The following is a 21,758-nucleotide window of genomic DNA, read 5'->3' as shown; positions in this document are numbered from 1 at the left end:
CTCCGGCCTGGCCGGGTCCGGGATGCTCGGATGACCTCCATCCACCAGGCCGCGGTGTACGGCTCCGACGGGCGTTTCCTGGCGATGGCGCTGCCCTTCGTCCGGGACGGGCTGGCCAAGGGCGACCCGGTGATGGTCGCGACCACCTCGGCCAACCTGGAGCTTCTCGGGGGTGCCCTGGGCAGGGACGGCCGACTGGTCGACTACGCGGAGACGGCGTTCCTGGGCCGCCGGACGGTGGAACGTGCCACCGCCTTCCACCGCTACTGGCAGCGGCGCGGCGCCGAGGCCCCGCGCGGCGGGCACGTGCGGATCCTCGCCGAGCCGGTGTGGGCCGGACGCGCGCCCGCCGACGTGCGGGCCTGGCAGCGCATGGAGTCGGGCCTGAACCTGCTGCTGCGCGCCACCAACGTGTGGATGATCTGCCCGTACGACGAGAGGACGGCGGATCCGGGGGTGGTGGCGACCGCGCGGCGTACCCACCCCACGCTCTCCGAGGACGGCGTCTCGATGACGCCCTGCCCCGAGTACGCCGACCCCGCGGCCTTCATCGGCGAGTGCGACTCCTTCCCGCCCCTCGAACCGCCGGGTGACTCGGCCGCCGCGCACGCGGAGACGCTCCACGCCCTGCGGGTGTTCGTCACCGGCCACGCGTCCTTCATGGGGCTGAGCCACGACCGCGCGAAGCTGCTCTCGGTCGCCGCCTGCGAGGTGGCCGCCCTGCTGGGGCCGCCCGTGACGGTGCGGATGTGGGAGCGGCTGGGCGCGATCACCTGTCACGTCGACCGCCGGGGCGGGCGTGTCGCCGATCCGGTCGCCGGCTTCCTCCCGCCGGGTTCGGTGGCCGGCCCAGGCGACGGCCTGTGGATCGCCAGGCAGCTGTGCGACCGCCTCGACATCCACAATGACCGGCGCGGATGCGTGATCCAGCTGCACGTCCCGAGTGCCAGGGCCGAGGAGTCGCGGCAGAGCAGGTCCTATTAGCGAGCTCGGTTCCCTGCCGAGGGTTTGGCTTTGGCGGAGATCGGGGTATGGTTGACCTCATACAGACGTGTGCCTAAGACGCAGGCACCCCTGAAGGAATCACAGGCCTTCCATGCCTAATCTCCTCCCAGAGGTGTGCCGTGAACATTGCATTCGTCTCCTCCGAGGCTCTCTCCTCCACCCAGGACGAGTCCGACCTCGCCGCCCAGCGCGCTCACCTGATGGCAGTCGCCCGTGAGCTCGGCCGCGAGCACAAGGTCACGATCTACAGCCGGAGGAACTCCGACTCGGAGAAGTCCAAGGTCCGCGTGTCGCAGGGCGTCACGCTGGAGAACCTGACCGCCGGGCCCGCGCAGAACCTTCCCGAGGACAGCGTCCTTCCCTACCTGTCCGACCTCGGCGACCAGCTGATGCACCGCTGGGGGCAGGAGCGCCCGGACGTCATCCACGCGCACTCCTGGACCGGCGGGCTGGCCGCGATCGCCGGAGCGAACGGCCTCGACGTGCCGTTCACCCAGACCTTCAGCAGCGAGAACACCCGCGACGCCAAGAAGGTCCGGCTGCAGCGGGCCATCGGGCGCCGGGCCAGCGCGGTGATCGCCGGGTGCGGCGACGAGGAGAGCTCGCTGATCCGGCTGGGCGTGCCGCGCCGCAACATCTCGGTCATCCCGTGCGGCGTCGACGTCGAGCGGTTCCGCCGCCAGGGTCCGGCCGCCGCCCGCGGCACCCGGCCCCGCCTGCTGCACGTCGGCCCGCTCACGGCCGACAAGGGCGTGCACACCGCGATCCGCGCGCTGGAGGGCATCCCCGAGGCCGAGCTGATCATCGCCGGTGGTCCCGCGTCCGTGGACCTGGAGCACGACGCCGACGCGCACCGCATGATGCTGCTGGCCAAGGAGATCGGCGTCGACGACCGGATCACCGTTCTCGGTCACATCCCGCACTCCTCGGTCGCCAAGCTGATGCGCAGCGCCGACGTGGTCGTCTCGCTGCCCAGGGAGGCGCCGGCAGGCGTCGTGGCGCTGGAGGCCATGGCCTGCGGCGTTCCCGTCATCGCCTCCGCGGTGGGAGCCCACCTCGACTCCGTGGTGGACGGGGTGACCGGCCTGCTGGTGCCCGCCGACCGCCCGGCGCAGACCTCCCGCCTGACCCGCGAGCTGCTCGCCGACCCGACCCGTCGCACCGCGCTCGGCTTCGCCGGTGCCGACCGCGCCCGGTCCCGCTACTCGTGGGAGCGGATCAGCCAGGAGCTCGTCCACGTCTACGAGAACGCGCTGTCCGGCTCCGCCCGCTGACCGCGCCCGCCGCGCCGGCCGGCACCGCGGGCCGCGCGGGGAACGCACTCCGAGACCGGGGGTCCTGAGAAGGGCCCCCGGTCTTTCGCGTACGGAACGCGTGGTGACCGGGTCGCGCGGGGCCCCACGACCGAATCGCGTGACACCCGCGACCGGCTCCCGCGACGCCTGGAACCGGGTCGCACGGTCCCGCGACCGGCTTCCGCGACGCCTGGAACCGGGTCGCACGGTCCCGCGACGTCTACGACCGGGTCGCGCGGCGGTGCAGGACGACGCCGAGACCGCTGGCGGCCAGCAGGACGACCCCGGCCACGACCAGGATCACCGCGCCGCCCACGGCCCCGTCCGTCCAGTCCCAGACGGCCTCGGGGACGGCGAGCGTCAGCCCGGCCACGCCACTGACGATCAGCACCCAGGTGCGCCGGCGCCCGTACAGCGCCAGGCAGGCCAGCGCGATCACCGCGGTCAGCCAGTATCCCCAGGCGCCTCCGTCCCACAGGACGGGCCACTGGCCGCCGAAGATCGCGATGGCGGCGCCCATGCCCAGCCCCAGGTCGCGCGGGACGAGCAGCCCGGCGAGGGCGGCCACCAGGATGAGCACGCCCAGCGCGACGTAGGCCAGGCCCCAGCCGGCGCCCTCCTCGGCGGAGGCGTCCATCAGGCCGGTCACCGTGAGCAGGGCGAAACCGCCGCAGGCCAGCAGGCCGATCGCGGTGGGCAGCAGCGCGTAGGCCGCCGCCGCGGCCACCAGCCCGGCCACGCCGGCGACGAGCACCTCCTGGCGGTCGACCGCCACCCCGGCGCACAGGGCCGCCGTGCCCGAGCCCAGCGCGGCGAGCGTGGCGGCGACCCTGCCCTGCACGGCGGCCGTCCTGCCGGTCGCCGACCGCGCCGCCGCGCCGAGCCCCGCGGCCACCGCCAGCAGGAGGAACGTGACCACGGCGAGGACCGTGATCCTCGCCGGCTGGGTCATCCGGTCCCAGCCCAGGCCGACGAAGGCCGCGGCACCGGCCAGGACGAGCCCCCCGCCGACGTACGCGAGGATCTCGCTCCACCTGACCCGGTCTCCCGCTCCCGGCTCGCGCAGCGCCTCGCCGACGGCGAGGGCGACCGGCTCCACCTGCTCGGCGCGGAGCTCACCGGACTCCACCAGCCGGGCCAGCGCCCGTCGTACGGCGTCAACGTCGTCCATGTGCGAAATCGTGGCACAGCCGGGCCGGGAGAGCACCCCCCGAACCCGTGGGACGTATGCGAAAACGGGATACCTCTGTTACTGGAGTGCAATCGTTGCTTTGATGTTCCCATGTCGATTCGTGGCACGTTCCTGGGCGTCCTGGCCGCCTCCCTCGCGTTCTCCTCGCTGACCGCGCCAGGCGCGTCCGCGCAGGCGAGCCCGTCCGCCGCTCCCGGGTGGGGCGCCCCGGTCCTGGTGGAGAACTTCAACGGCACCCGCGTCGACGGCCGCAGGTGGGTCGTCTACCACTCCCCCGGCGCCGAGACCAACCCGCGCACCGGGCGGGCCACGAGCGTGGGCGGCGGCGTCCTGCGGCTCAAGGGCGGGTTCTACGGCGGCAGGGACCTGTCGGGGGGCATCGCGACCCGCAGCGCGCAGCGATACGGGCGCTGGGAGGTGCGGCTGCGGGCCGAGCGCGGCGCGGGCTACACCCCGGTGGCGCTGCTCTGGCCGTCCGACCAGGGCGGCGGGGAGTACGCGGAGGTCGACTTCGCCGAGATCATCGACCCGAGCCGCAGGTCGGGCGGGATCTTCGTGCACCGCGGCGACCGGCCCCAGGCCCAGCGGCAGATGCGGGCCGACTTCACCCGGTGGCACACGGTCGCGGTCGACTGGCTGCCGGGACGGCTGACGTTCTGGCTGGACGGCAGGAAGGTGTGGGACTACCGGGGGCCGAACGTACCGAGGAGCCGCTCCATGCACCTGACGCTCCAGAACGACGTGACGTGCAACGAGTGGTCGCCGTGCCGCAACCGCTCCACTCCCCCGACGGTCAGCATGTACGTGGACTGGGTGAAGGTCTACCGGGCCCCCGTCCGAGCCACCGCCTGAGCCACCGCCTGAGCCACCGTCTGAGCCACCGTCTGAGCCACCGCCTGAGCCGCCGTCTGGCGGGAGCCGGTGGGGCCGGCGGGTGTCAGAGCAGGTGGGCCGCCTTGAGGGCGAGGTGGATGAGCAGGCGGTCCTCGCCGTCGGCCAGGTTCCTGCCGGTGAGCCGTTCCGCCTTGGCCAGCCGGTAGTAGAGCGTCTGGCGGTGCACGCCGAGCGCGCCGGCGGTCTCCTGGACGTGGCCGGCGCGGTCGAGGTAGCCCTCCACGGTCCTGGCCAGCTCCGGGTCCTCGGCCAGCCCGGCGATCTCCTCCGCCAGCTCCCGCAGCCCCGCAGGGGACATCCGGGCGAGCAGCCGGTAGACGCCCAGCCCCGGCCAGGTGGCGACGGGGGCCAGCGCGGGCACCCGGCCGGCGACGCCGAGCGCGTGCACGGCCTCCCGCCAGCTTCGCCAGGCCTGCGCGGGTTCTTCCCTGGGGGCGCCGACGCCCACCACCGTCGCGTACATGCCCTGGATCCGGTCGGCCAGCTCCTCCGCCTGGCCCGCCGGGACCAGGAGGGCGACCAGCGGCTCGCCCCGTACCGGGAACGCGGGGTCGGCGAGCACGGCGCGCGGGAGCGTCCACAGGGCGGCGACCCGGTCCGGGGAGGTGCGGGCGGCGATCGCCGCCACCGGGCCGCGCACGTCCTCCAGCCGCGACAGCGCCCGGGAGCGCTCCTCGGCGTCGGAGGAGAACAGCTCCCGCAGGTTCGCGCCCAGGTCCTGGCGGCTGCGGGCCTCCTGCGCCAGGGCGGTGGCGGCCCGGGAGACCAGGTCGCCGACCGAGGCGAGGGCGTCGTCGCCGAGCGTGCCGTCGTCGAGGAGCCACAGGTAGCCGTAGGTCACCTCGTGGTGCCGCAGCGGCACGCACACCCGCGCGAGCACGCCCAGGTCGGCGTCGGCGGGGATGCGGACCGGCCCGCGGGCCCCGGCGATGCCGTACCCCTCGAAGTAGGCGCGCACCTGGTCCGTCGCGCGGCGCCGCAGGATGGACTCCTGGCGCACCACGTCGATGTCGCCGCTCTGCGCGGCGTAGGCCAGGAGCTGGAAGGCCCGGTCCTCCAGGGTGGCCGAGGCGCCCAGCCTGGCGGCGATCTCGTCTACCGTCTCCTGCAACACCTCACCATTGTCGTACATATGTATGAACGCCCCACCCGTTGATCGTGGCAGATGCACATGATGGCCGCGCGAGCCGAGGTTTTAGGCTGAGAACATGCTCGGTTCTCTCCTTCTCGGCGCATCCCGGTTGCCGCTGGTACGGCGCACGGTCTCCGGCGTGCCGCTGACGCGCAAGGTCGTCGATCGCTTCGTCGCGGGCGAGACGCCCCAGGAGGCGGTCGAGGCGATCCGCGGGCTCGCCGCCGCCGGCCTGGCCGTCACCGTCGACCACCTGGGTGAGGAGACGCGGGACTCCGCCGCCGCCGCCCAGACGGCCGGGGCGTACGTCACGCTGCTCGACGCGCTGGACGGGCTGGGGCTCGGGGACCGGGCCGAGGTGTCGGTGAAGCTCTCCGCGGTCGGCCAGGCGCTCGGCGCCGACGGCGACAAGATCGCTCTGGAGAACGCGCTGCAGATCTGCGAGGCGGCCGCTGCCTCCGGGGCGAGCGTGACCCTCGACATGGAGGACCACACCACGGTCGACTCGACGCTCGCGACCCTGCGGGCGCTGCGCGAGGACTTCCCCTCCACCGGTGTCGCCGTGCAGTCCTACCTCTTCCGCAGCGAGGCCGACTGCCGTGACCTGGCGTACGGGGGGTCGCGGGTGCGCCTGGTCAAGGGCGCCTACGCCGAGCCCGCCTCGGTGGCGCACCAGAACAAGAACGAGGTCGACAAGGCCTACGTGCGCTGCCTGCGCATCCTCATGTCGGGCGCGGGCTACCCGATGGTGGCGACGCACGACGACCGGCTGATCGCGATCACCGAGACGCTCGCCGACCGGTTCGCCAGGTCCCAGGGCGAGTACGAGTACCAGATGCTCTACGGGATCAGGGCCGACAAGCAGCAGGCCCTGGCGGGAGCGGGTCACACCGTGCGCGTCTACATCCCGTACGGGGACGACTGGTACGGCTACTTCATGCGCCGGCTGGCCGAGCGCCCGGCGAACGTCGCCTTCTTTCTTCGTGCCTTTGGAGGCAAGTAATGGATGCCATCTCCACCGTTCCCGCCCCGTCCAACGAGCCGGTGCTCGGCTACGCGCCCGGCAGCGCCGAGCGCGCGGCGCTGGAGAACCGCGTCAAGGAGCTGGCCGGGGCCCAGCTCGACCTGACGATGACGATCGGCGGCGAGCAGCGGATGGGCGGCGGCGCCTCGATCGAGGTGGTCCAGCCGCACAACCACGCCTCGGTGCTGGGTCGCACGGCGGACGCGAACGCCGACGACGTGCGCTCGGCGATCGACGCGGCGCTGGGGGCGGCGCCCGCGTGGCGCGCCATGCCGTTCGACGAGCGGGCCGCGATCTTCCTGCGTGCCGCGGACCTGCTGGCCGGCCCGTACCGGCAGACGCTGAACGGCGCGACGATCCTGGGCCAGTCCAAGTCCGCGCAGCAGGCGGAGATCGACGCCGCCTGTGAGCTGATCGACTTCCTGCGCTTCAACGTGGACTTCGCGCGCCGGCTGCTCAGCGACCAGCCGGTCTCCTCGCCCGGCGTGTGGAACCGGATGGAGTACCGGCCGCTGGAGGGCTTCGTCCTGGCGATCACGCCGTTCAACTTCACCGCCATCGCCGCGAACCTGCCGTCGGCGCCGGCCCTGATGGGCAACGTCGTCGTCTGGAAGCCCTCCCCCACCCAGCAGTTCTCCGCGCACTTCACCATGCGCCTGCTGGAGGAGGCGGGGCTGCCGCCGGGCGTCATCAACATGGTGACCGGCAACGGCGCGGCCGTCTCCGAGGTCGCGACGACCCACCCGGAGCTGGCGGCCATCCACTTCACCGGCTCCACGCCGACCTTCCAGCACCTGTGGTCCACGGTCGGCGCCAACATCGCCTCGTACCGGTCCTACCCGCGCCTGGTCGGTGAGACCGGCGGCAAGGACTTCGTGCTCGCCCACCCCTCGGCCGACCCCGCGGCGCTCACCACCGCGCTGGTCCGCGGCGCGTTCGAGTACCAGGGGCAGAAGTGCTCGGCCGCCTCCCGCGCGTACGTGCCGCGCTCGGTCTGGTCGGTGATCCGCGACGAGCTCGTGGGCACCGCCGAGTCGCTCACCGTCGGGGACGTGGCCGCGGACCTGTCGACCTTCATGGGCGCGGTCATCGACGAGCGGGCGTTCGCCAAGAACAGGGCCGCGATCGACCGGGCCCGCTCGCTCGACTCGATCAACGTGCTGACCGGCTCGTACGACGACTCGACCGGCTACTTCGTGCGGCCGACCATCCTGGAGTCCGCCGACCCCACCGACGAGATCTTCGTCAAGGAGTACTTCGGGCCGATCCTCGGCGTGCACGTCTACGACGACGCGGACTTCGACACGGTCCTGGACCAGATGGAGAGCGTCTCGCCGTACGCGCTGACCGGCTCGATCATCGCCAGGGACCGCTACGCGATCACCTCTGCGTCGGAGCGGCTGCGCTTCGCGGCGGGCAACTTCTACATCAACGACAAGCCGACCGGCGCGGTCGTCGGCCAGCAGCCCTTCGGCGGGGGCCGCGCGTCGGGAACCAACGACAAGGCCGGGTCGATCCTCAACCTGACCCGCTGGGTCAGCGCCCGGACCATCAAGGAGACCTTCGTGCCCCCGATTGTCGGGGGACCATATAGGGGTGACGTCCCGCAGAGCGGGTGGCAGCAGCCCAGCCTGAAGTCACTGGGCTTCCCCGAGTAATCCCTCCTCACGGCAAAGCGATGCCCGGGTCTCGAATCGAAGGCTCGGGCATCGGCGTCGTTCTATCCGCAGCGCTCTCGGTGACCCATCGGATCGCCACCGCCTGAGCGTCTCGCATCAAAGCTCTTCGGGTACGGCGGGCAGGCGGTTGCGCGCCCTCCGGGCAAACACGGGCACCCCGGCGCGCTCCAGCGCATGGGTGATGTCCACTCCGGTCATGGGCGGGCGCCGCTTGCCCGCCGCCATTCTGACCAGGGCCGCGACCACCTCGTGAGGGCTCTGCGCCAGCAGCGAGCACAGATAGGTGTCAGGATCGGTGACGGTCAACTCGTAGGGACTCAAGGTCGCGGCAGGGAAGTCGGCGAGATTCCAGGTGATCAAGGTCTGGGCGCGGCCGGCGATAGCGGCCGCCATGTGGTGACGATCGTCGGGGTCAGAGCGAGCATCAGATCCATCAGCGAGAACGGGAACAGCACGTTGGTGTCAACGAAGACCCGCACCATCGGCATACTCCCGGGAGGTCAGTAGGGCAGATCCGCCTCTTCGACGACATCCATGATCCTGCGACGGCCTTCCGCGCGCTGTTCGCGACGAGCCTGGAACTCCAGAACATCCGCGAGGCGAACCAGGCGATGACGGCTGTCCGGCAGATACTGAGAGGGGATCTCACCCTCGTCGAGCAGACGTGCGACGAAGGGACGTGACAGCCCAAGCAGTTCGGCGGCCTCGTTCGGAGTCAGCCGAGTCTCTACCGGCAGGGCCAGGACGGCGTTGCCCTTCGCGAGGTCGTGCGCTGCCGCCACCAGGAGGCTCACCAGCGACTGGGGCAGCTCGATGTCAGTACCGTCGGGTCCTCGCAGCACCAGCAACGCCTTCGTGGCGGCCGCAGTCGCCTCCAGGTGAGCAAGCAGCTTACGATCACCGCTATCTGCCTCGACACGTGTCGCACTGGCCAGAACACCGGTGCGGGGCATGGCCACCTCCACCTCAAGCGATATCTGAAATAAGTGTAACCCGGTGTGGCCGGAAACTCCACCGCCGGAGCCAGGTGCACGACATCGCTACATAACCGCGCGTCCGCGGCCTTTGCCCGGTGGATGCCGCCGCCCCCCGATTATCGCTGGACCATACAGGGATAAATTCCCCAGACCGGTTGGCAGCACCCCATCTCGAAAGCTCGGCATCCGCACGGCAGCGGCGCATATCCCGCGGATGAACAGCGACGCCCGGGTCGCGCGTTCGAGACCCGGGCGTCGCTCGTCACTGACGTCAGACCAGAAGTCGTCCGGCGAGTTCACGCCACTGGCGCAGGGGCGGGGTCCGTGGTGTGGACGTGACGACGAAGAGGCTCACGTGGTCGGCTCCGGCCTCCAGGTGCTCCTCGACGCGGCGTGCGATGAAATCGGCGGGCCCGCGGCTCACCAGCGCGTCGACAAGCCGGTCGTCGAGGGAGTCGACGCCCTCGAACCCCAGGTCCTGCAGCAGTGCGCGGCGGTTGGGCAGGAGCGCGGCTGCGTAGGAGCGGGCCAGGCCTGCGGTGGCGGAGCGGTCCGGGTCCAGGACGACGAGCTGGGTGACGGCCAGTAGCGCGTCCGGACCGAGCAGGACCCTGGCGATCCTGGTGTGCTCGACCGGCATGCCGAGCGGGTGCGCCCCCAGGCTCGCTCGCGGGCGAGGGCGAGCAGATCCGGACCCAGCGCGGCGAGCACTCGGCGCGGGGTGACCTGCGACTCGGGCGGGCCGAACGGAGCGGCGTCCATCGCGTCCAGGTAGCCGCGCATGGTCTCCGGCGGAGGCCGAAGCGGTGGCCACGGACGTCTTCGGCGAGGTGCTCACTCTCGTCGGGGCACAGACCAGACGCCACCACACCGCCGCGACGAGTGACGACGTCCGAATCTTGAATCCGAGATCCGGATGTCGTCCGTTGGCGAGGCGGCGCCCGTTTGCCGGTGTGACCCAATCGCTCGCCGCCGGGTCCCATCGAGAGAATGGCCCGGACTTTAGCTGGTATTCCGGCCAAAGAGGTACCATGGACTCCATGGAGATCATCCCGATCAGTGAAGCGAAGGACCGGCTGACCGAGTTGGCCGACCGGGCCGCTCGTGAGCACGATCACTTCACGCTCACCCGGAACGGGCGGCCTCATGCCGTCATCGTGTCCGTGGCCGAGTGGGAGTCCCTGCAGGAGACGCTGGAGATCCTCGCTGACCCTGAGATGCGGGCCGACCTGGTCGAGGCCGCTGCCGCCGAGGCCCGCGGCGACGTGACCACCGAGGAGGAGATGGCCGCCATCATGGCGGCCCGCCTCGGCAAGGCGAGCGCGTGAGCGACCGATACACCGTCCTCCTGGATCCGCCTGCCCGCCGCGCGCTCGCCTCGGGCCTGCCCGAGACCGTGGCGGCCGCAGCCTGGGAGTTGATCACCGGTGCCATCGCACGCGAGCCGTGGCGTGTTGGCAAACCCCTCCAAGAGCCGTACGAGGGACTGCACGTCGCCCGGCGCGGAACGTATCGCGTGGTCTACCGCATCGACGAGGACAAGCACACCGTGACGATCCAGACGATCAAACACCGCCGAGACGCCTACCACCCATAACAGCTGATGGGCCGCACTCGTCGTGCGGTGACCGCCGTCCCGCCGATTGTCAAGGGGCCATACAGGGGCGACATTCCGCAGTCCGGATGGCAGCAGCCCGGCCTCAATCAGCTCGGCTTTCCCGAATAAGCCGGAAAAACCATGACGCCTGGGCTTCATACGCGACGTCCAGGCGTCATTCGTTTCCGGCTACAGCCAGGGTGTCGATCTCAACCACGACGTGCCGCCGTTCGCATCCAGCCGGTACCAGCCCGGCCCGTACGCCGCCCGTAGCGGCACCGGCTCGTGCACGGGTCCTCCCCCGGCCCGAGCAGCGGCCCCAGCTTCCGCGCTCACCCGGTCGCTGGTGCCTCTCATGGCTATGCCTGTCCGGCTGCGGCCGGATTCCGGCGGCGGTTTCGCCGTCATCGCGACCTTGACCGACGCGGTGATGCTCGGATCGGTCCTGACGGCGCCGTCGTATCCCGAACCGCTGACGTGCCGCTTGGCCGTCGACCCCGCAGCGGCCGGCGCTTGCGGCCGGGTGCCCATCGGCACCGAAACCGATCGGCCGAACCGGCTTGTGATCACTGTGAGGAGTCCGAGGCCGCGAGCGGACGGGCAAGGACCGCCGAGCCCTCATGAACGTAGTCCGGCAGGGGACGCGCCCGGCCGTCGAGGTGCCACTGCTCCAGGGCCCCGAAATAGACACCGAACAGGTAGGCGCGGACGGTGACGCGTGCCCGTGTCGGGGTGACGCCCTTGGACAGCAGCGCGGGCACAAGGCGCTCTGCGAGATCGTCCAGGGCGGTGTACACGGCCTCCCGTACCGCCGGCTCCTCCAGCACGTAACGCATGCCGCGCCAAGGGGTGTACGCCGCCTCCTCGCCGGACGGCGCCGCGGCCGCGTACACGCTCGCGACGATCCGCCGAAGCGTGCCTGGAAGATCATCCAGGTCGAGTTGCTCCTCCAGCAGGTCATGGCCAACGGCCGCGTGGGTGTCGGTGGTGAACAGACCTTCCTTGGTACCGAAGTAACGGTAGAAGGTGCGGGGCGACACCCCGGCGGCAGCTGCCACCTGCTCGACGGTCACCGCACCGTAGCCGTGTTCGTCGAACAGGTCGATCGCGGTTTCGATGATGTGGTGCATCGCGGCCAGCCGGTTGCGCTGGCGAAGGGTCAGAGGCACCGCCCAAGCGTACCGCAAATATGACTCATACCCGCCATATGGCAGTGCATGCCATCTTGACACCAAATGCCATTAGTTGCAGGATGGGGCCGTCCACCACCAGGCAGCGAGCCGCCGTCCCCGCCTCGCCCCCCGGCTACCGAACGGCACCGGTCCGGCACCCGTCCCCCGCCGGCGCGGTCGTCTCCCCGCGCGGCATCCGAACTTCACCGTACGAACGCGGTGGCCCGCCCCGCCCGGATGCGGACACCGTCCGAGGAATTGAGGATGACAATGCCCGCCCACGCCCTCGCAGGGCACCAGGTCCTCGCCACCGCCCCGCCAGCCGCTTTGCCGGCCCTCACCTGTGCCCTAGCGGTCGGCGGCCCGTCACCGATCGCGCATCCCCCTCGTCGCCACCGGCGTAGCGAACATGGCCCCGGTCCGGCAGGGCTGAACCGGTGATCGACGTTCGCATCGCACGCCGTCGCATCGCGGGGCGGGCGAGGTGAGAGTCCTGGAAACGGTGCTGGTGGTCGCCGACCTGCTGGCCTTCCTCGCCCTGGTGATCCCGATGCCGCCCGCACTGCGCCGGCTCCGGCAGGTGGCACCTGCCACGCCCGCGGCAGCGGCGGCGGCACAGGCGTTGCTGGAAGGGCCGCGCTGGCAGTTGATCCCGGCCTACGCGCTGGCGGCGGCCATCACCGCGGTGTGTCTTCTCGGTGTCCTCGCACCGGCACGCCGACCGGTCCGGCGCCCACGGCTTCGGCGGTTCGCCACCGCCGCAACCGCGGTACTGGGCGTGATGGGGCTGGTCGCCTCGACGGCGCTACCGGTCCTGTTGCCCGTGTTCTCCTTCGCACCGCCCACCGGCCCTTACCGGATCGGCACCGTGACCCATCACTGGACCGATCGCGGGCGTCCCGACGTCCTCGCCGCGGATCCACGTGCCCGCCGCGGGCTGATGGTGCAGATCTGGTATCCCGCGGACGGCGCACCGTCCGCTCCCCGGGCCGCCTACGTGCAGGACGACGACGTCTTCGTGGCCATGGCGCGCCTGGCGCGGGTGCCGGACTTCACCTTCGGACATCTGCGTCACGTGACGACGAACGCCGTCGCGTCCGCCCCCGTGGCCGCAGAACGGTCCCGCTATCCGGTGTTGGTCTTTCTGGAGGGGGCGATGGGCTTTCGCCAGATGAACACCTTCCAGATCGAGCACCTGGTCTCCCACGGCTACGTCGTCGCGGCCGTCGATCATCCGTACGCCGCCGCCTCGGTGCGTTTTCCCGACGGGCGCCGTACCGCCGGGCTGCCCGCAGACCGGCTCAGGGCTCTGATCGACCGGAGCTTCGAGCTGGCCGACGAGCGGACCGGCGAGGCTCCGGCACTCAACAGCCGCGTGCTCGACGGCGGCCTCGTCCCCTACCTCGCGCGCGACGTCACCTTCACCCTGGACCACCTGGCCGCCCTGGACGGGGCGGATCCGGCCGGCGTCCTGACCGGGCGGCTGGACCTGCGCAGCATCGGCGCCTTCGGCATCTCGCTGGGCGGCATCGTCACCGGTGAGGCCTGCAGGGCGGAGCCGCGCCTGCGCGCCTGCCTAATGATGGACACCCGCATGACCCCAGGCGTGGTGCGCGAGGGCCTGGACCAGCCGAGCATGTGGATCACCCGGGACGCCGCCACCATGCGGCGGGAGGGCTGGTCCGCCGACGACATCGACCAGCATCAGAGCAGCATGCGGGCGGTCTTCGACAAGCGGCCCGCGGACGGCTACTTCGTGCGCGTACCCGGCATGTTCCACGCCGACTTCACCGACATCTCCTCCTGGTCACCGGTGCTGTCCCGTTTCGGGCTCACCGGCTCGGTCCCCGCGGAGCGGGCGCACGCCATCCTCAACGCCTACAGCCTGGCGTTCTTCGACCGGCATCTGAGAGACCTCCCGGCACCTCTGCTGGACGGCCCCGCGCCAGGTTGTCCGGACGTACTGCTCGAGACACGCCGGCCCTGAAAATGCCTCGCCTTTCGCGAGAACACCACGAAAATGCCCCTGACGATGACAAGAGGGAAACGATGGCAGCCACGCCGGACCACCCGAGATCGGGCATCCTTGGCCGACTGTACGCGGTCAAACGGTGGATGTACCGCGGCGGCCGCCCCCATCTGGCGGCACGGGCGCTGAACCACCTGGCCGCCCTGCAGTACTCGACCGGACTGCTCGCGCCCCGCCGGGCGGTCACACTCGAGGTACGCGGCCGCTCCAGCGGCCGGACGATCGCGGTCCCGGTGGTGGTGGCCGACCACGAAGACCAGGAGTATCTCGTGTCCATGCTCGGCAACGACGCCAACTGGGTCCGCAACGTCCGCGCCGCCGACGGCCGGGCGGTCCTGCACCGAGACCGACGCCGACCGATCGTACTCCAGGAGGTCCATCCCGGTGCGCGTGCCCCGATCCTGCGCCGTTACCTGGCGTTGGCACCCGGCGCCCGGCCACACCTGCCGGTCACCCGAGATTCCTCGCTGGAGGCTTTCGCGGCGATCGCCGAAGCACATCCCGTCTTCCGGATCGGCTCATCGCGCACGGCCGGACACGCCTGACCCGCTCACCCGCCTCGACGCGGTATGACGGGACTCGGAGTGCGGCGAAACAAAAACATACGACGGCACGACAGGTCGGCACCCACCGGATCACGTAGGAGCCGGCCCGGCGTCATGCCCGCGACAGGGGTATGCCGTCCGGGAACGAGAGATCCGCGGAGGCGGTCGTGCCTCCGGTCGACCACCGCTACCCGCACATGGGCTGACGTTCCGCGGCCCGGCTGGGAGCAGCCTGATCTCAGGAGGTCCGGCTCTTCCGAACAGGCCGTGAAAAACGGTGAGGCCCGGGTTTCGCGTGCGAAACCCGGGCCTCGGCCGTTTCCGTCGTTTTCGGCTACCGCCAGGACATCGACCCCATCCGCGATGTGCCGCCGCCCGCGTCCGGCCGGTACCGGCCCGGCCCGCACGCCGCCCGCGGCGATACCCCGGCGGTGCGGGCCGGCGCCGGGCCGCACCGCCGGCCGCCGGGCGGGACTACACCGGGCAGGCGAGCGTGCTGGTGGCGCAGCAGCCGATGCTGATGAAATGCTCCGTCCGCGGCTCGCGGCCGCCGACCAGCTCGTCCAGGCTGATCTCCCCGGCCGGGTGGGCCAGGTCGGCGGTGCGGGCCTGCGGGTTCTTCCACTGACGGATCAGCTCGTTGTCGGACATCACATGTCTCCTTGGTCAAGATTCGTTGTACGTGGGATGCGGGGGCCGGTCCGGTACGAGGACCGGGCCGGCCGCCCATGGTGACCGTTGGTGGTCGTGTCCGGCGGTCCGTCGCGGCTCTCGTGGCAGAGGTCCGCGGTGCGGCGCCCGGCACGGTCTCGGGTCGGATGCTCCGGGTCTCTCAGCAGAGGTCCACGGTGCAGCACTTGTGCGAGATCACCGGAGGCCAGGTCTCCTGCGGCATGCCACCGACGACGCGCGCGAGGTGCTCGTCAAGGTCGATCTCGCCGGCGGGGTGCACGATCCCCTCGGTGCGGGCCCGGGGGTTCTTCCACTGACGGATCAGCTCGTCGTCGGACATCTCGCGCCTCCTTGGTGCATGCGGCCGCGGGTCAGCAGTAGGCCCCGGTGGGGCAGCAGCCCCAGGAGGCGATCCCTTCGGTGGCGGGCTCACGGCCGCCGATCAGCTCGTCCAGGCTGATCTCCCCGGCCGGGTGGGCCAGGTCGGCGGTGCGGGCCTGCGGGTTCTTCCACTGACGGATCAGCTCGTTGTCGGACATCTCATGACTCCTTGGTGTAGGCCGCCGGGGATCAGCAGTAGGCGCCGGTGGGGCAGCAGCCCAGGGAGAAGAAGTACTCGGTCACCGGCGGCTGGCCGCCGACCACGCGGGCGTCGTCCAGGGTGATTTCCCCGGCCGGGTGGGCCAGGTCGGCGGTGCGGGCCTGCGGGTTCTTCCACTGACGGATCAGCTCGTTGCCGGACATGACGTCACTCCTTGGTGAGATCGGTGAGATTGGTGAGATTGGTGAGATTCGATGCTTCGGGAAGCGCCGGCCGAACCGGCGCGAAGGTGGGCCGAGACCCCTCCGCGGTGGAGTGGATCAGAAGTCGCCGCCGCACCACATGCCGGTGGGGCAGCAGCCGTAGGAGATGATGTACTCGGTCCGCGGCTCGCGGCCGCCGACCACGCGGGCGTCGTCCAGGGTGATCTCCCCGGCCGGGTGGGCCAGGTCGGCGGTGCGGGCCTGCGGGTTCTTCCACTGACGGATCAGCTCGTTGCCGGACATGACGTACTCTCCTTCTGGATTGAGATTTCGTGGATCGGAATCGGAATCGGTTCATGGGGCGTGCCGGCGGGACCCGGCGCGCCTCACGCGTTCAGTGCCCCGGCTCGTTGCCGGGGCGCCGCGTCGTGAGCGAACAGCTCTCGGTAGGTCCCCTCTCGTGCGATGAGGTCCTCGTGCGTGCCCCGCTCGACGATGCGGCCGCGGTCGAGCACGAGGATGTTGTGGGCGTCGCGGATCGCGCTCAGCCGGTGTGAGATGACGATCCGCGTGACCTCGAGCCCGGACAGCGCCGCGTCGACGCGGCGTTCGGTCTCGGGGTCGAGGTGGCTGGTGGCCTCGTCCAGGATGAGCAGGCGAGGCTTGTGGACGAGGGCGCGGGCCAGGGCGACCCGCTGGCGCTGCCCGGCCGACAGCGCGGCACCGGCCTCGCCGACGAGGGTGCCGTACTTCATGGGCATGGCGCCCACGTCGTCGTGCAGGCCGGCGATGCGGGCGGCGCGCACCACCTCCTCCTCGGTGGCGTCCTCGCGACCGAGTGTGAGGTTGTCCATGATCGTGCCGTTGAACAGGTTGAGGTCCTGCAGGACGGCCCCGCAGCGGGAGCGCAGGTCGTGGACGTCGAGGTCGTCCAGTTCGTACCCGTCGTGGCGCACCGTACCGGCGGTGGGGCGCAGCAGGCCGAGGACCAGCAGGGCGATGGTGCTCTTGCCGGAGCCGGTGCGGCCGACGATGCCGAGCTTGGTACCGGGCGGGACGGTGAAGGTGAGGTCCTCGAGCACCGGCGGGGCGTCGGCCTGGTAGTGGAAGACCAGGTCCTCGACCTCGATGCCGCTGGCGGTGTGCGCGGGCAGGCGCACGGGGCCGGTGGGTTCCTCATCCGCGTCGACGATGTCGTAGACCCGCTCGATCTGGCTTCGCAGCATCGGGTAGCTCTGGCCCGCGCTGGCCAGCCCCTGAAGGGGGGCGAGCACTGCGAGGGCGACGGTGCTGGCGGCGAGCGCGGTGCCGATCGTCATCCCGCCGTTCAGGACGAGCGCGAGCCCGGTCAGCAGCAGGAGCAGCGGGGCGGCGATGGTGAGGGCCTGGTGGAAGGCCTCCAGGCCGGCGGTGATCCGGCCGCGGACGACCAGGGCGTCGCGATACGTGTCGAACAGCCGCACCCAGTGCCGCTCGGCCCGTCCCTCGACGCCGTTGGCCTTGACCGGGACCACGGCCTCCAGGGTCTCGGTGAGGTAGCTCTGCTCCTCGGCCTTGGCCGACAGCTCCCGCTGGTAAACGGCCGCGACCCGCGGGGAGACCCGTACGACCAGCAGCACGTGGGCGGCGCCCAGGGCGAGGACGACGGGCACGTAGCCGGGAGCGAGCACGGCCAGGCCGATCAGGTAGCCCACCAGGAGCGCGGCGTCCAGCACGAGGATCAGCAGCCGTTGTGTGACGGTCTCGCGCGTGGTGGAGACGCTGCCGAGCCGGGCGAGCAGGTCTCCCCTGCGGCGCTGGATGAAGAACGACAGCGGCAGCCGCAGCATGTGGCGGATGAGCTGCCGTCCCAGGGTCGCCTCGGCGCGGATGCGCAGGGTGAGCACCGCCATCTCTCTCAGCAGGGTCGTCAGCCCGGCCAGGACGGTGGTGCCGAGCACCACCACGGCGAAGAGCGGCAGGATGTCCGTCCGCCGGTCGGGGGCGAAGGTGTCGACGACCTGCTGGGTGGCGAGCGGCAGCACCAGGGCCAGCAGCTTCAGCACGGTCGCGCAGGCCAGTACGGCGGCGAGCAGGCTCCGGCTGCCGGGCATCGCCACGAAGTCGCGCAGATAGCGAAGCATCAGCCACTCCCGCATGGGAGTGCGCCGCCGGACGAACTCGGGGCCGGGCGACAGGTGGATCAGCACGCCGCCGAAGCGCCGGTCGAAGTCCTTCGTGCTCTGCCACTGGCGGCCGCCGCCCGGGTCGGCCAGGCGGACGCGCCGAGCGCCCGCCTTCTCCACGACGACGAAGTGGTGGTCGGCCAGGTAGGCGATGGCCGGCTGGTCCAGGGGGCCGAGGCGCTCCATCCGCTCGGTCCGCGCGTGCAGGCCCATGCGGGGGGCCGCGGCGATCAGGTGGGCGGCGGACACGCCGTCGCGTCCGATGCCGAGCATTTCCCGGCATTCGGCGACCCGGGTGTCCCTGCCGTGGAAGCTGGCGATCATGGCCAGGCAGGCCGCGGCGCATTCGGTGGAGGTGAGCTGGTGTCGCAGCGGGACCCTGCCCATCAGCACTCACTCCCGATGGGCGCGTCGAGCAGCAGCACGGACGGGACGCGCTCGGGCCGGGCGAGCCGGAGCAGGCCGTACCCGATGCCGGCCAGCCCGTTCATCAGGCCGGGGGTGGGGGCGGCGCCGGGTGCGCCCCAGCGGGGGCCGCGGCGGGCCAGGTCGTCGAGGAGGTGGGTCGTGCGGGCCGTCAGCAGCTCCGCCGCCTCCGGCCGGTGGCGCGACTGGATGAGCAGTTCGAGGTTGCCCAGCTCGCCGTGGCAGAGGCTGTGGTTGGCCATCGGCCCGCGCTCCAGCTCGGCGGCGAGCGCGCGGTCGAGATCCTCGGACGCCGGGCCGCCCACGCGCGACAGGCCGATGCCGGGTGCTCCGTGGCACCAGGCGTGGAGCATGTCGTCGCCGCCCTGCCCCTGCCGGTAGTCGGGCCAGCCCCGCAGGTCCGGCCGGTAGTGCTCGCTCTCGTAGGCGAAGGCGGCCAGGGCGGTGTCACGGGCGCGCGGATCACCGCCCGCCTCGGCGTAGCGGCGCAGCGCCCAGCCGATGCCGCCGGCGCCGTGGGAGAAGCCGGTCAGCGGCCGGTCGTCGCTCATGGGCGTGTGCCAGGCCACTCCGGCCCCGGTGGGGGCCGCGGTGGCCAGCAGGCGTTCGGCGCACGCCTCCGCGGCACGCCAGGCCGCGGGTGACCCGGTGGCCCGGTGAATCGCGAGCATCGTGGCCAGGGTGCCGGCGCTGCCGACGATGACGTCCAGCGCCTCGTCCTGGCCGGCCGCCTTGGCGCACGACTCGACCAGGTTCTCCACCGGCCGCGCCAGCCGCGCGTCGTCCAGCAGGGCGGCCAGGTGGATCAGGGTGTACGCGACTCCGCCGAGGCCGGTGAAGGCGCCCATGACGCCCTCCTGCGGCGGGTCCTCGGCCAGCCTCGCGAGCGGAGTGACCGCGCGCCGTGCCAGGTCGGCGTACCGCTCCTCACCTGTGACGGCGGCGCACTGCGCCAGGAACAGCGCCACGCCGGGGTAGCCGCCGTACAGGTCCCAGCTCAGCGGCTGCGACCTCCAGTACTTCTCCTCGACCAGCTCCAGCCCGAGCCAGTTGACGCGCCCGCCGGGTCCGGAGAAACAGGTGTGGCGGTCGATGAGGTCGGCGACGTCCCGGGCGGCGGCGATCAGCCGGGCCTCGTCCGGCGGGACGGCCGCGGAGGCGGGGGCGGCGGGCGTCGTGCCGACGGCGAGAGCGGCGAGCCCGGAGCGGTCCCGGGTGACCATGGACGCCCGGATGACCCATTCCTGGCGGGCGCGGTCGGCCCGGCCCATGCCGAGGACCTTGCGGACGGCGCGGCTCAGGCTGGGCTCGGGCAGGATGTCCGGGATCCGGACGCCGCCGGAGGTCCACAGGTCGCGGCTGCCGGGCCGGGTGGTGAAGATCGGGATGTCGCCTGCCCAGAGGTCCTCCGCCTCGTGGGCGATCAGCCGCTCACGGGTGCGATCGCCGCGGGTGAGCGCCCACAGGTGGTCCAGCACGCGGTCGCGGTCGAGGCCGTGGCGGAGCACGTCCGGGTGGGTGGACTCCATTATCAGTTTGCCGTACGTGCGGGTCGCCCGCGGGACGACGCGGACCTCGTCGCCGGAGAACGTGGTCAGCAGCCGGACCAGGTCGGGGGCGTCGGCCACGATGGCCTCGTAGCCGCGGCCGAATCCGGCCAGCAGGTCGTCGAGGTGGTCGGCGGGGTCTGCCGCGTCCTCGCCCAGGCGCGGGCGGTTGCGCACGCCGGGAAAGACCAGGTGTTCGCGGACCAGCCGCATCTCGTCGGTGCCCTGTCCGGTCCAGGTCGGCGTCTTCATCGGCAGCACGGCGTCCTTGTCGCCGCCCATGCCGGACAGGTCGATCACGCCGCTCTCGCCCACCATCAGCTCGGGCAGCAGGCCGCTGCGGCTCACCGACGACTCCAGGGCCAGCGCCGCCGGGTCCTCCATGAGGCGCTCGATCCCCGCCCCGGGCACCAGCGGGTGCAGCAGGGCCTCCAGGTCGACCAGCACGGGCTGGTCGCCGCAGGCGATCAGGTTCTCGCAGTGGAAGTCGGCGCCGTCGAGGGCGTGCAGCAGCGCGAGCAGCGCGCCGAGCCTGTGGTAGTAGCGGGCTACCTCCTCCCGGTCCTGGCACGGCAGGTGGGGCGCGAACTCCACCCAGCCGTACGGACCGCGGTCCAGCACGGCCAGGCGGGTGAGGTCCAGGCCCGCGACGCGCTCGTCGAGCCAGGCCAGGGCGTCGTTGAAGTGCCGGTGAACGGCCTGCGGGCGCGGCTTGTAGACCACCTGCGCGCCCCTTTCGAACGTCAGGACGCTCACCGCGCGGCCGCCCTGATGGGTGTCGCCGCCGCCCTCGACCGCCGTCAGCGGGCCGGGATCGACGCCGCCCAGCAGCGTCCGCACGATGTCGGGACGGTCCTCGGTGTAGCGGGCGAGCATCTCGCTCCGGCCGGCCGCGAACCGGTCGGCCGTCTGGGCCAGCAGCCGGGCCAGCACCGGGTACTCCTCGCACAGCGCGGCGAGCGCCTCGGGGCGCCCGAACCACCGGACGAAGTCCGCGAACCGCTCCTCGGGCGTCGCCCCCTCAAGCCGCCGTGAGACGCGCATGACGTTGAGCTCCAGCACCAGCGTCCGCGACGCCGGCGCCACGAGCCGCTGCCGGAGTTCGGCGCTCCAGGCCTCGAGCAGGGAGTCCGCCCGGACGGCCGGGCCGCACGCGTTCAGCGCGTCGCCCAGGCGCCACAGCGCGCCCTCGGCGAACGGCGCCACGATCGCCGCGAACCCGTCCTTGGCAGGCCCCCCGTCCGCGCGGGCGACGGCCTCGGCGGACGCCGCGCGCGCCGCGGCGATCGATTCGGCGGCCTGTACGGCCCAGTCCGGCCGGGCGGCACGACCGGCCAGCGCGGCGGGCTCCTCGTCCAGCAGCGAGATCAGCTCGTCGATGGTCAGCCCGGCCGCGGCCAGCCGCCGGTCGAACTGCCCGCTCTCCAGCAGCCCGTGAGCGTTCTGCCACTCCCGCAGCCGCCAGCGCGCGGTCTCACCGGCCGACTCGGGTGACCGGCCGGCGGGGATGTCTCCGCCGGTCCGGTCCAGCCGCTCGGCCAGCGTCAGTCCGCCCGCCCACCACGCCGCGCCGAGCTCGGGCGCCGCCCCCGGGGTGATTTCGTCTCCGCTCATGGCTGGCACTCTGCCGATGCGCGGCGCCGCTCACATGCGGGCGCCGCCC

Annotated in this window: 22 protein-coding genes; 9 read left to right on the top strand and 13 right to left on the bottom strand. The window is 72.0% G+C overall.

All coding sequences use genetic code 11. The annotated features are described in order from the left end of the window. Positions 1-30 precede the first annotated feature (30 nt). Both ACTOQ2_RS02870 and ACTOQ2_RS02865 read left to right on the top strand, forming a co-directional pair. Complete coding sequence (locus tag ACTOQ2_RS02870) at positions 31-984, top strand: anti-sigma factor RsbA family regulatory protein (RefSeq protein WP_440098055.1); 954 nt, start codon at positions 31-33, stop codon at positions 982-984. 140 nt (positions 985-1,124) lie between these two features. Then, positions 1,125-2,279 (top strand): glycosyltransferase, encoded by a 1,155-nt coding sequence (locus tag ACTOQ2_RS02865; protein WP_440098054.1) that lies wholly within the window; start codon positions 1,125-1,127, stop codon positions 2,277-2,279. Positions 2,280-2,520: 241 nt separating this feature from the next. Here ACTOQ2_RS02865 and ACTOQ2_RS02860 read toward each other — a convergent pair whose 3' ends face one another. Beyond that, positions 2,521-3,471 (bottom strand): hypothetical protein, encoded by a 951-nt coding sequence (locus ACTOQ2_RS02860; protein WP_440098052.1) that lies wholly within the window; start codon positions 3,469-3,471, stop codon positions 2,521-2,523. A gap of 111 nt (positions 3,472-3,582) precedes the next feature. On the opposite strand from ACTOQ2_RS02860, the gene ACTOQ2_RS02855 reads away from it, so the two are divergent. Next, the gene (locus tag ACTOQ2_RS02855) at positions 3,583-4,344 is read left to right on the top strand and encodes a glycoside hydrolase family 16 protein (protein ID WP_440098051.1); all 762 of its coding nucleotides are present in this window, start codon (positions 3,583-3,585) and stop codon (positions 4,342-4,344) included. 85 nt (positions 4,345-4,429) lie between these two features. Here the strand turns inward: ACTOQ2_RS02855 and ACTOQ2_RS02850 are convergent, their stop codons facing one another. Next, complete coding sequence (locus tag ACTOQ2_RS02850; RefSeq protein ID WP_440098049.1) at positions 4,430-5,500, bottom strand: PucR family transcriptional regulator; 1,071 nt, start codon at positions 5,498-5,500, stop codon at positions 4,430-4,432. Positions 5,501-5,594: 94 nt separating this feature from the next. Between ACTOQ2_RS02850 and ACTOQ2_RS02845 the strand changes: the two genes are divergently transcribed. Further along, the gene (locus ACTOQ2_RS02845; RefSeq protein WP_440098047.1) at positions 5,595-6,521 is read left to right on the top strand and encodes a proline dehydrogenase family protein; all 927 of its coding nucleotides are present in this window, start codon (positions 5,595-5,597) and stop codon (positions 6,519-6,521) included. Then, positions 6,521-8,200, top strand: coding sequence for an L-glutamate gamma-semialdehyde dehydrogenase (gene pruA, locus ACTOQ2_RS02840; RefSeq protein WP_440098045.1), 1,680 nt, complete (start codon positions 6,521-6,523; stop codon positions 8,198-8,200). Before ACTOQ2_RS02845 ends, pruA begins: the two co-directional genes overlap by 1 nt. Before the next feature lie 117 nt (positions 8,201-8,317). Here pruA and ACTOQ2_RS02835 read toward each other — a convergent pair whose 3' ends face one another. From ACTOQ2_RS02835 to ACTOQ2_RS02825, 3 genes are all read right to left on the bottom strand, one after another. Continuing rightward, positions 8,318-8,614 carry a hypothetical protein gene (locus ACTOQ2_RS02835; protein WP_440098044.1) on the bottom strand — a complete coding sequence of 99 codons (297 nt, stop codon included), beginning with the start codon at positions 8,612-8,614 and terminating at the stop codon, positions 8,318-8,320. A gap of 107 nt (positions 8,615-8,721) precedes the next feature. Next, a complete protein-coding gene (locus ACTOQ2_RS02830) occupies positions 8,722-9,174 on the bottom strand; it encodes a helix-turn-helix domain-containing protein (RefSeq protein ID WP_440098042.1) in 453 nt (150 codons plus the stop codon). A gap of 295 nt (positions 9,175-9,469) precedes the next feature. Beyond that, entirely contained in the window at positions 9,470-9,838 is a 369-nt protein-coding gene (locus tag ACTOQ2_RS02825; protein ID WP_440098041.1) for a hypothetical protein, read from the bottom strand. Positions 9,839-10,238: 400 nt separating this feature from the next. On the opposite strand from ACTOQ2_RS02825, the gene ACTOQ2_RS02820 reads away from it, so the two are divergent. Together ACTOQ2_RS02820 and ACTOQ2_RS02815 are read left to right on the top strand one after the other, a co-directional pair. Continuing rightward, entirely contained in the window at positions 10,239-10,526 is a 288-nt protein-coding gene (locus ACTOQ2_RS02820; RefSeq protein WP_326643521.1) for a type II toxin-antitoxin system Phd/YefM family antitoxin, read from the top strand. Next, positions 10,523-10,795: a type II toxin-antitoxin system RelE family toxin gene (locus tag ACTOQ2_RS02815; protein WP_362801328.1), complete on the top strand. Its 273-nt coding sequence runs from the start codon at positions 10,523-10,525 to the stop codon at positions 10,793-10,795. Before ACTOQ2_RS02820 ends, ACTOQ2_RS02815 begins: the two co-directional genes overlap by 4 nt. 566 nt (positions 10,796-11,361) lie before the next feature. Here the strand turns inward: ACTOQ2_RS02815 and ACTOQ2_RS02810 are convergent. Next, positions 11,362-11,964 (bottom strand): TetR/AcrR family transcriptional regulator, encoded by a 603-nt coding sequence (locus tag ACTOQ2_RS02810; RefSeq protein ID WP_440098040.1) that lies wholly within the window; start codon positions 11,962-11,964, stop codon positions 11,362-11,364. Positions 11,965-12,451: 487 nt separating this feature from the next. On the opposite strand from ACTOQ2_RS02810, the gene ACTOQ2_RS02805 reads away from it, so the two are divergent. Then, positions 12,452-13,954, top strand: coding sequence for an alpha/beta hydrolase family protein (locus ACTOQ2_RS02805; RefSeq protein WP_440098039.1), 1,503 nt, complete (start codon positions 12,452-12,454; stop codon positions 13,952-13,954). 62 nt (positions 13,955-14,016) lie between these two features. Continuing rightward, positions 14,017-14,541 carry a nitroreductase/quinone reductase family protein gene (locus tag ACTOQ2_RS02800; RefSeq protein WP_440098038.1) on the top strand — a complete coding sequence of 175 codons (525 nt, stop codon included), beginning with the start codon at positions 14,017-14,019 and terminating at the stop codon, positions 14,539-14,541. Positions 14,542-15,015: 474 nt separating this feature from the next. Here ACTOQ2_RS02800 and ACTOQ2_RS02795 read toward each other — a convergent pair whose 3' ends face one another. The 7 genes from ACTOQ2_RS02795 to ACTOQ2_RS02765 all read right to left on the bottom strand — a co-directional run bounded on the left by ACTOQ2_RS02795 (position 15,016) and on the right by ACTOQ2_RS02765 (position 21,709). Beyond that, positions 15,016-15,192, bottom strand: a complete 177-nt coding sequence (locus tag ACTOQ2_RS02795) for a hypothetical protein (protein WP_440098037.1) — start codon at positions 15,190-15,192, stop codon at positions 15,016-15,018. 181 nt (positions 15,193-15,373) lie between these two features. Continuing rightward, complete coding sequence (locus ACTOQ2_RS02790; RefSeq protein WP_440098036.1) at positions 15,374-15,553, bottom strand: hypothetical protein; 180 nt, start codon at positions 15,551-15,553, stop codon at positions 15,374-15,376. Between the two features lie 31 nt (positions 15,554-15,584). Further along, positions 15,585-15,752 (bottom strand): hypothetical protein, encoded by a 168-nt coding sequence (locus ACTOQ2_RS02785; protein WP_440098035.1) that lies wholly within the window; start codon positions 15,750-15,752, stop codon positions 15,585-15,587. Positions 15,753-15,783: 31 nt separating this feature from the next. Beyond that, on the bottom strand, positions 15,784-15,957 hold the full coding sequence (locus tag ACTOQ2_RS02780) for a hypothetical protein (RefSeq protein ID WP_440098034.1): 174 nt from the start codon (positions 15,955-15,957) through the stop codon (positions 15,784-15,786). Between the two features lie 117 nt (positions 15,958-16,074). Then, positions 16,075-16,260, bottom strand: a complete 186-nt coding sequence (locus ACTOQ2_RS02775; RefSeq protein ID WP_440098033.1) for a hypothetical protein — start codon at positions 16,258-16,260, stop codon at positions 16,075-16,077. 83 nt (positions 16,261-16,343) lie between these two features. Next, positions 16,344-18,509: a peptidase domain-containing ABC transporter gene (locus ACTOQ2_RS02770; RefSeq protein WP_440098032.1), complete on the bottom strand. Its 2,166-nt coding sequence runs from the start codon at positions 18,507-18,509 to the stop codon at positions 16,344-16,346. Next, entirely contained in the window at positions 18,509-21,709 is a 3,201-nt protein-coding gene (locus ACTOQ2_RS02765) for a type 2 lanthipeptide synthetase LanM family protein (protein WP_440098031.1), read from the bottom strand. Before ACTOQ2_RS02765 ends, ACTOQ2_RS02770 begins: the two co-directional genes overlap by 1 nt. Positions 21,710-21,758: the final 49 nt, after the last annotated feature.

Origin of the sequence: Streptosporangium sp. H16 (assembly GCF_051918855.1) — a bacterium.
Lineage (GTDB): Bacteria > Actinomycetota > Actinomycetes > Streptosporangiales > Streptosporangiaceae > Streptosporangium.
The sequence above is the reverse complement of the archived record's forward strand: the minus strand, read 5'-3'. Positions and strand labels throughout refer to the sequence as shown.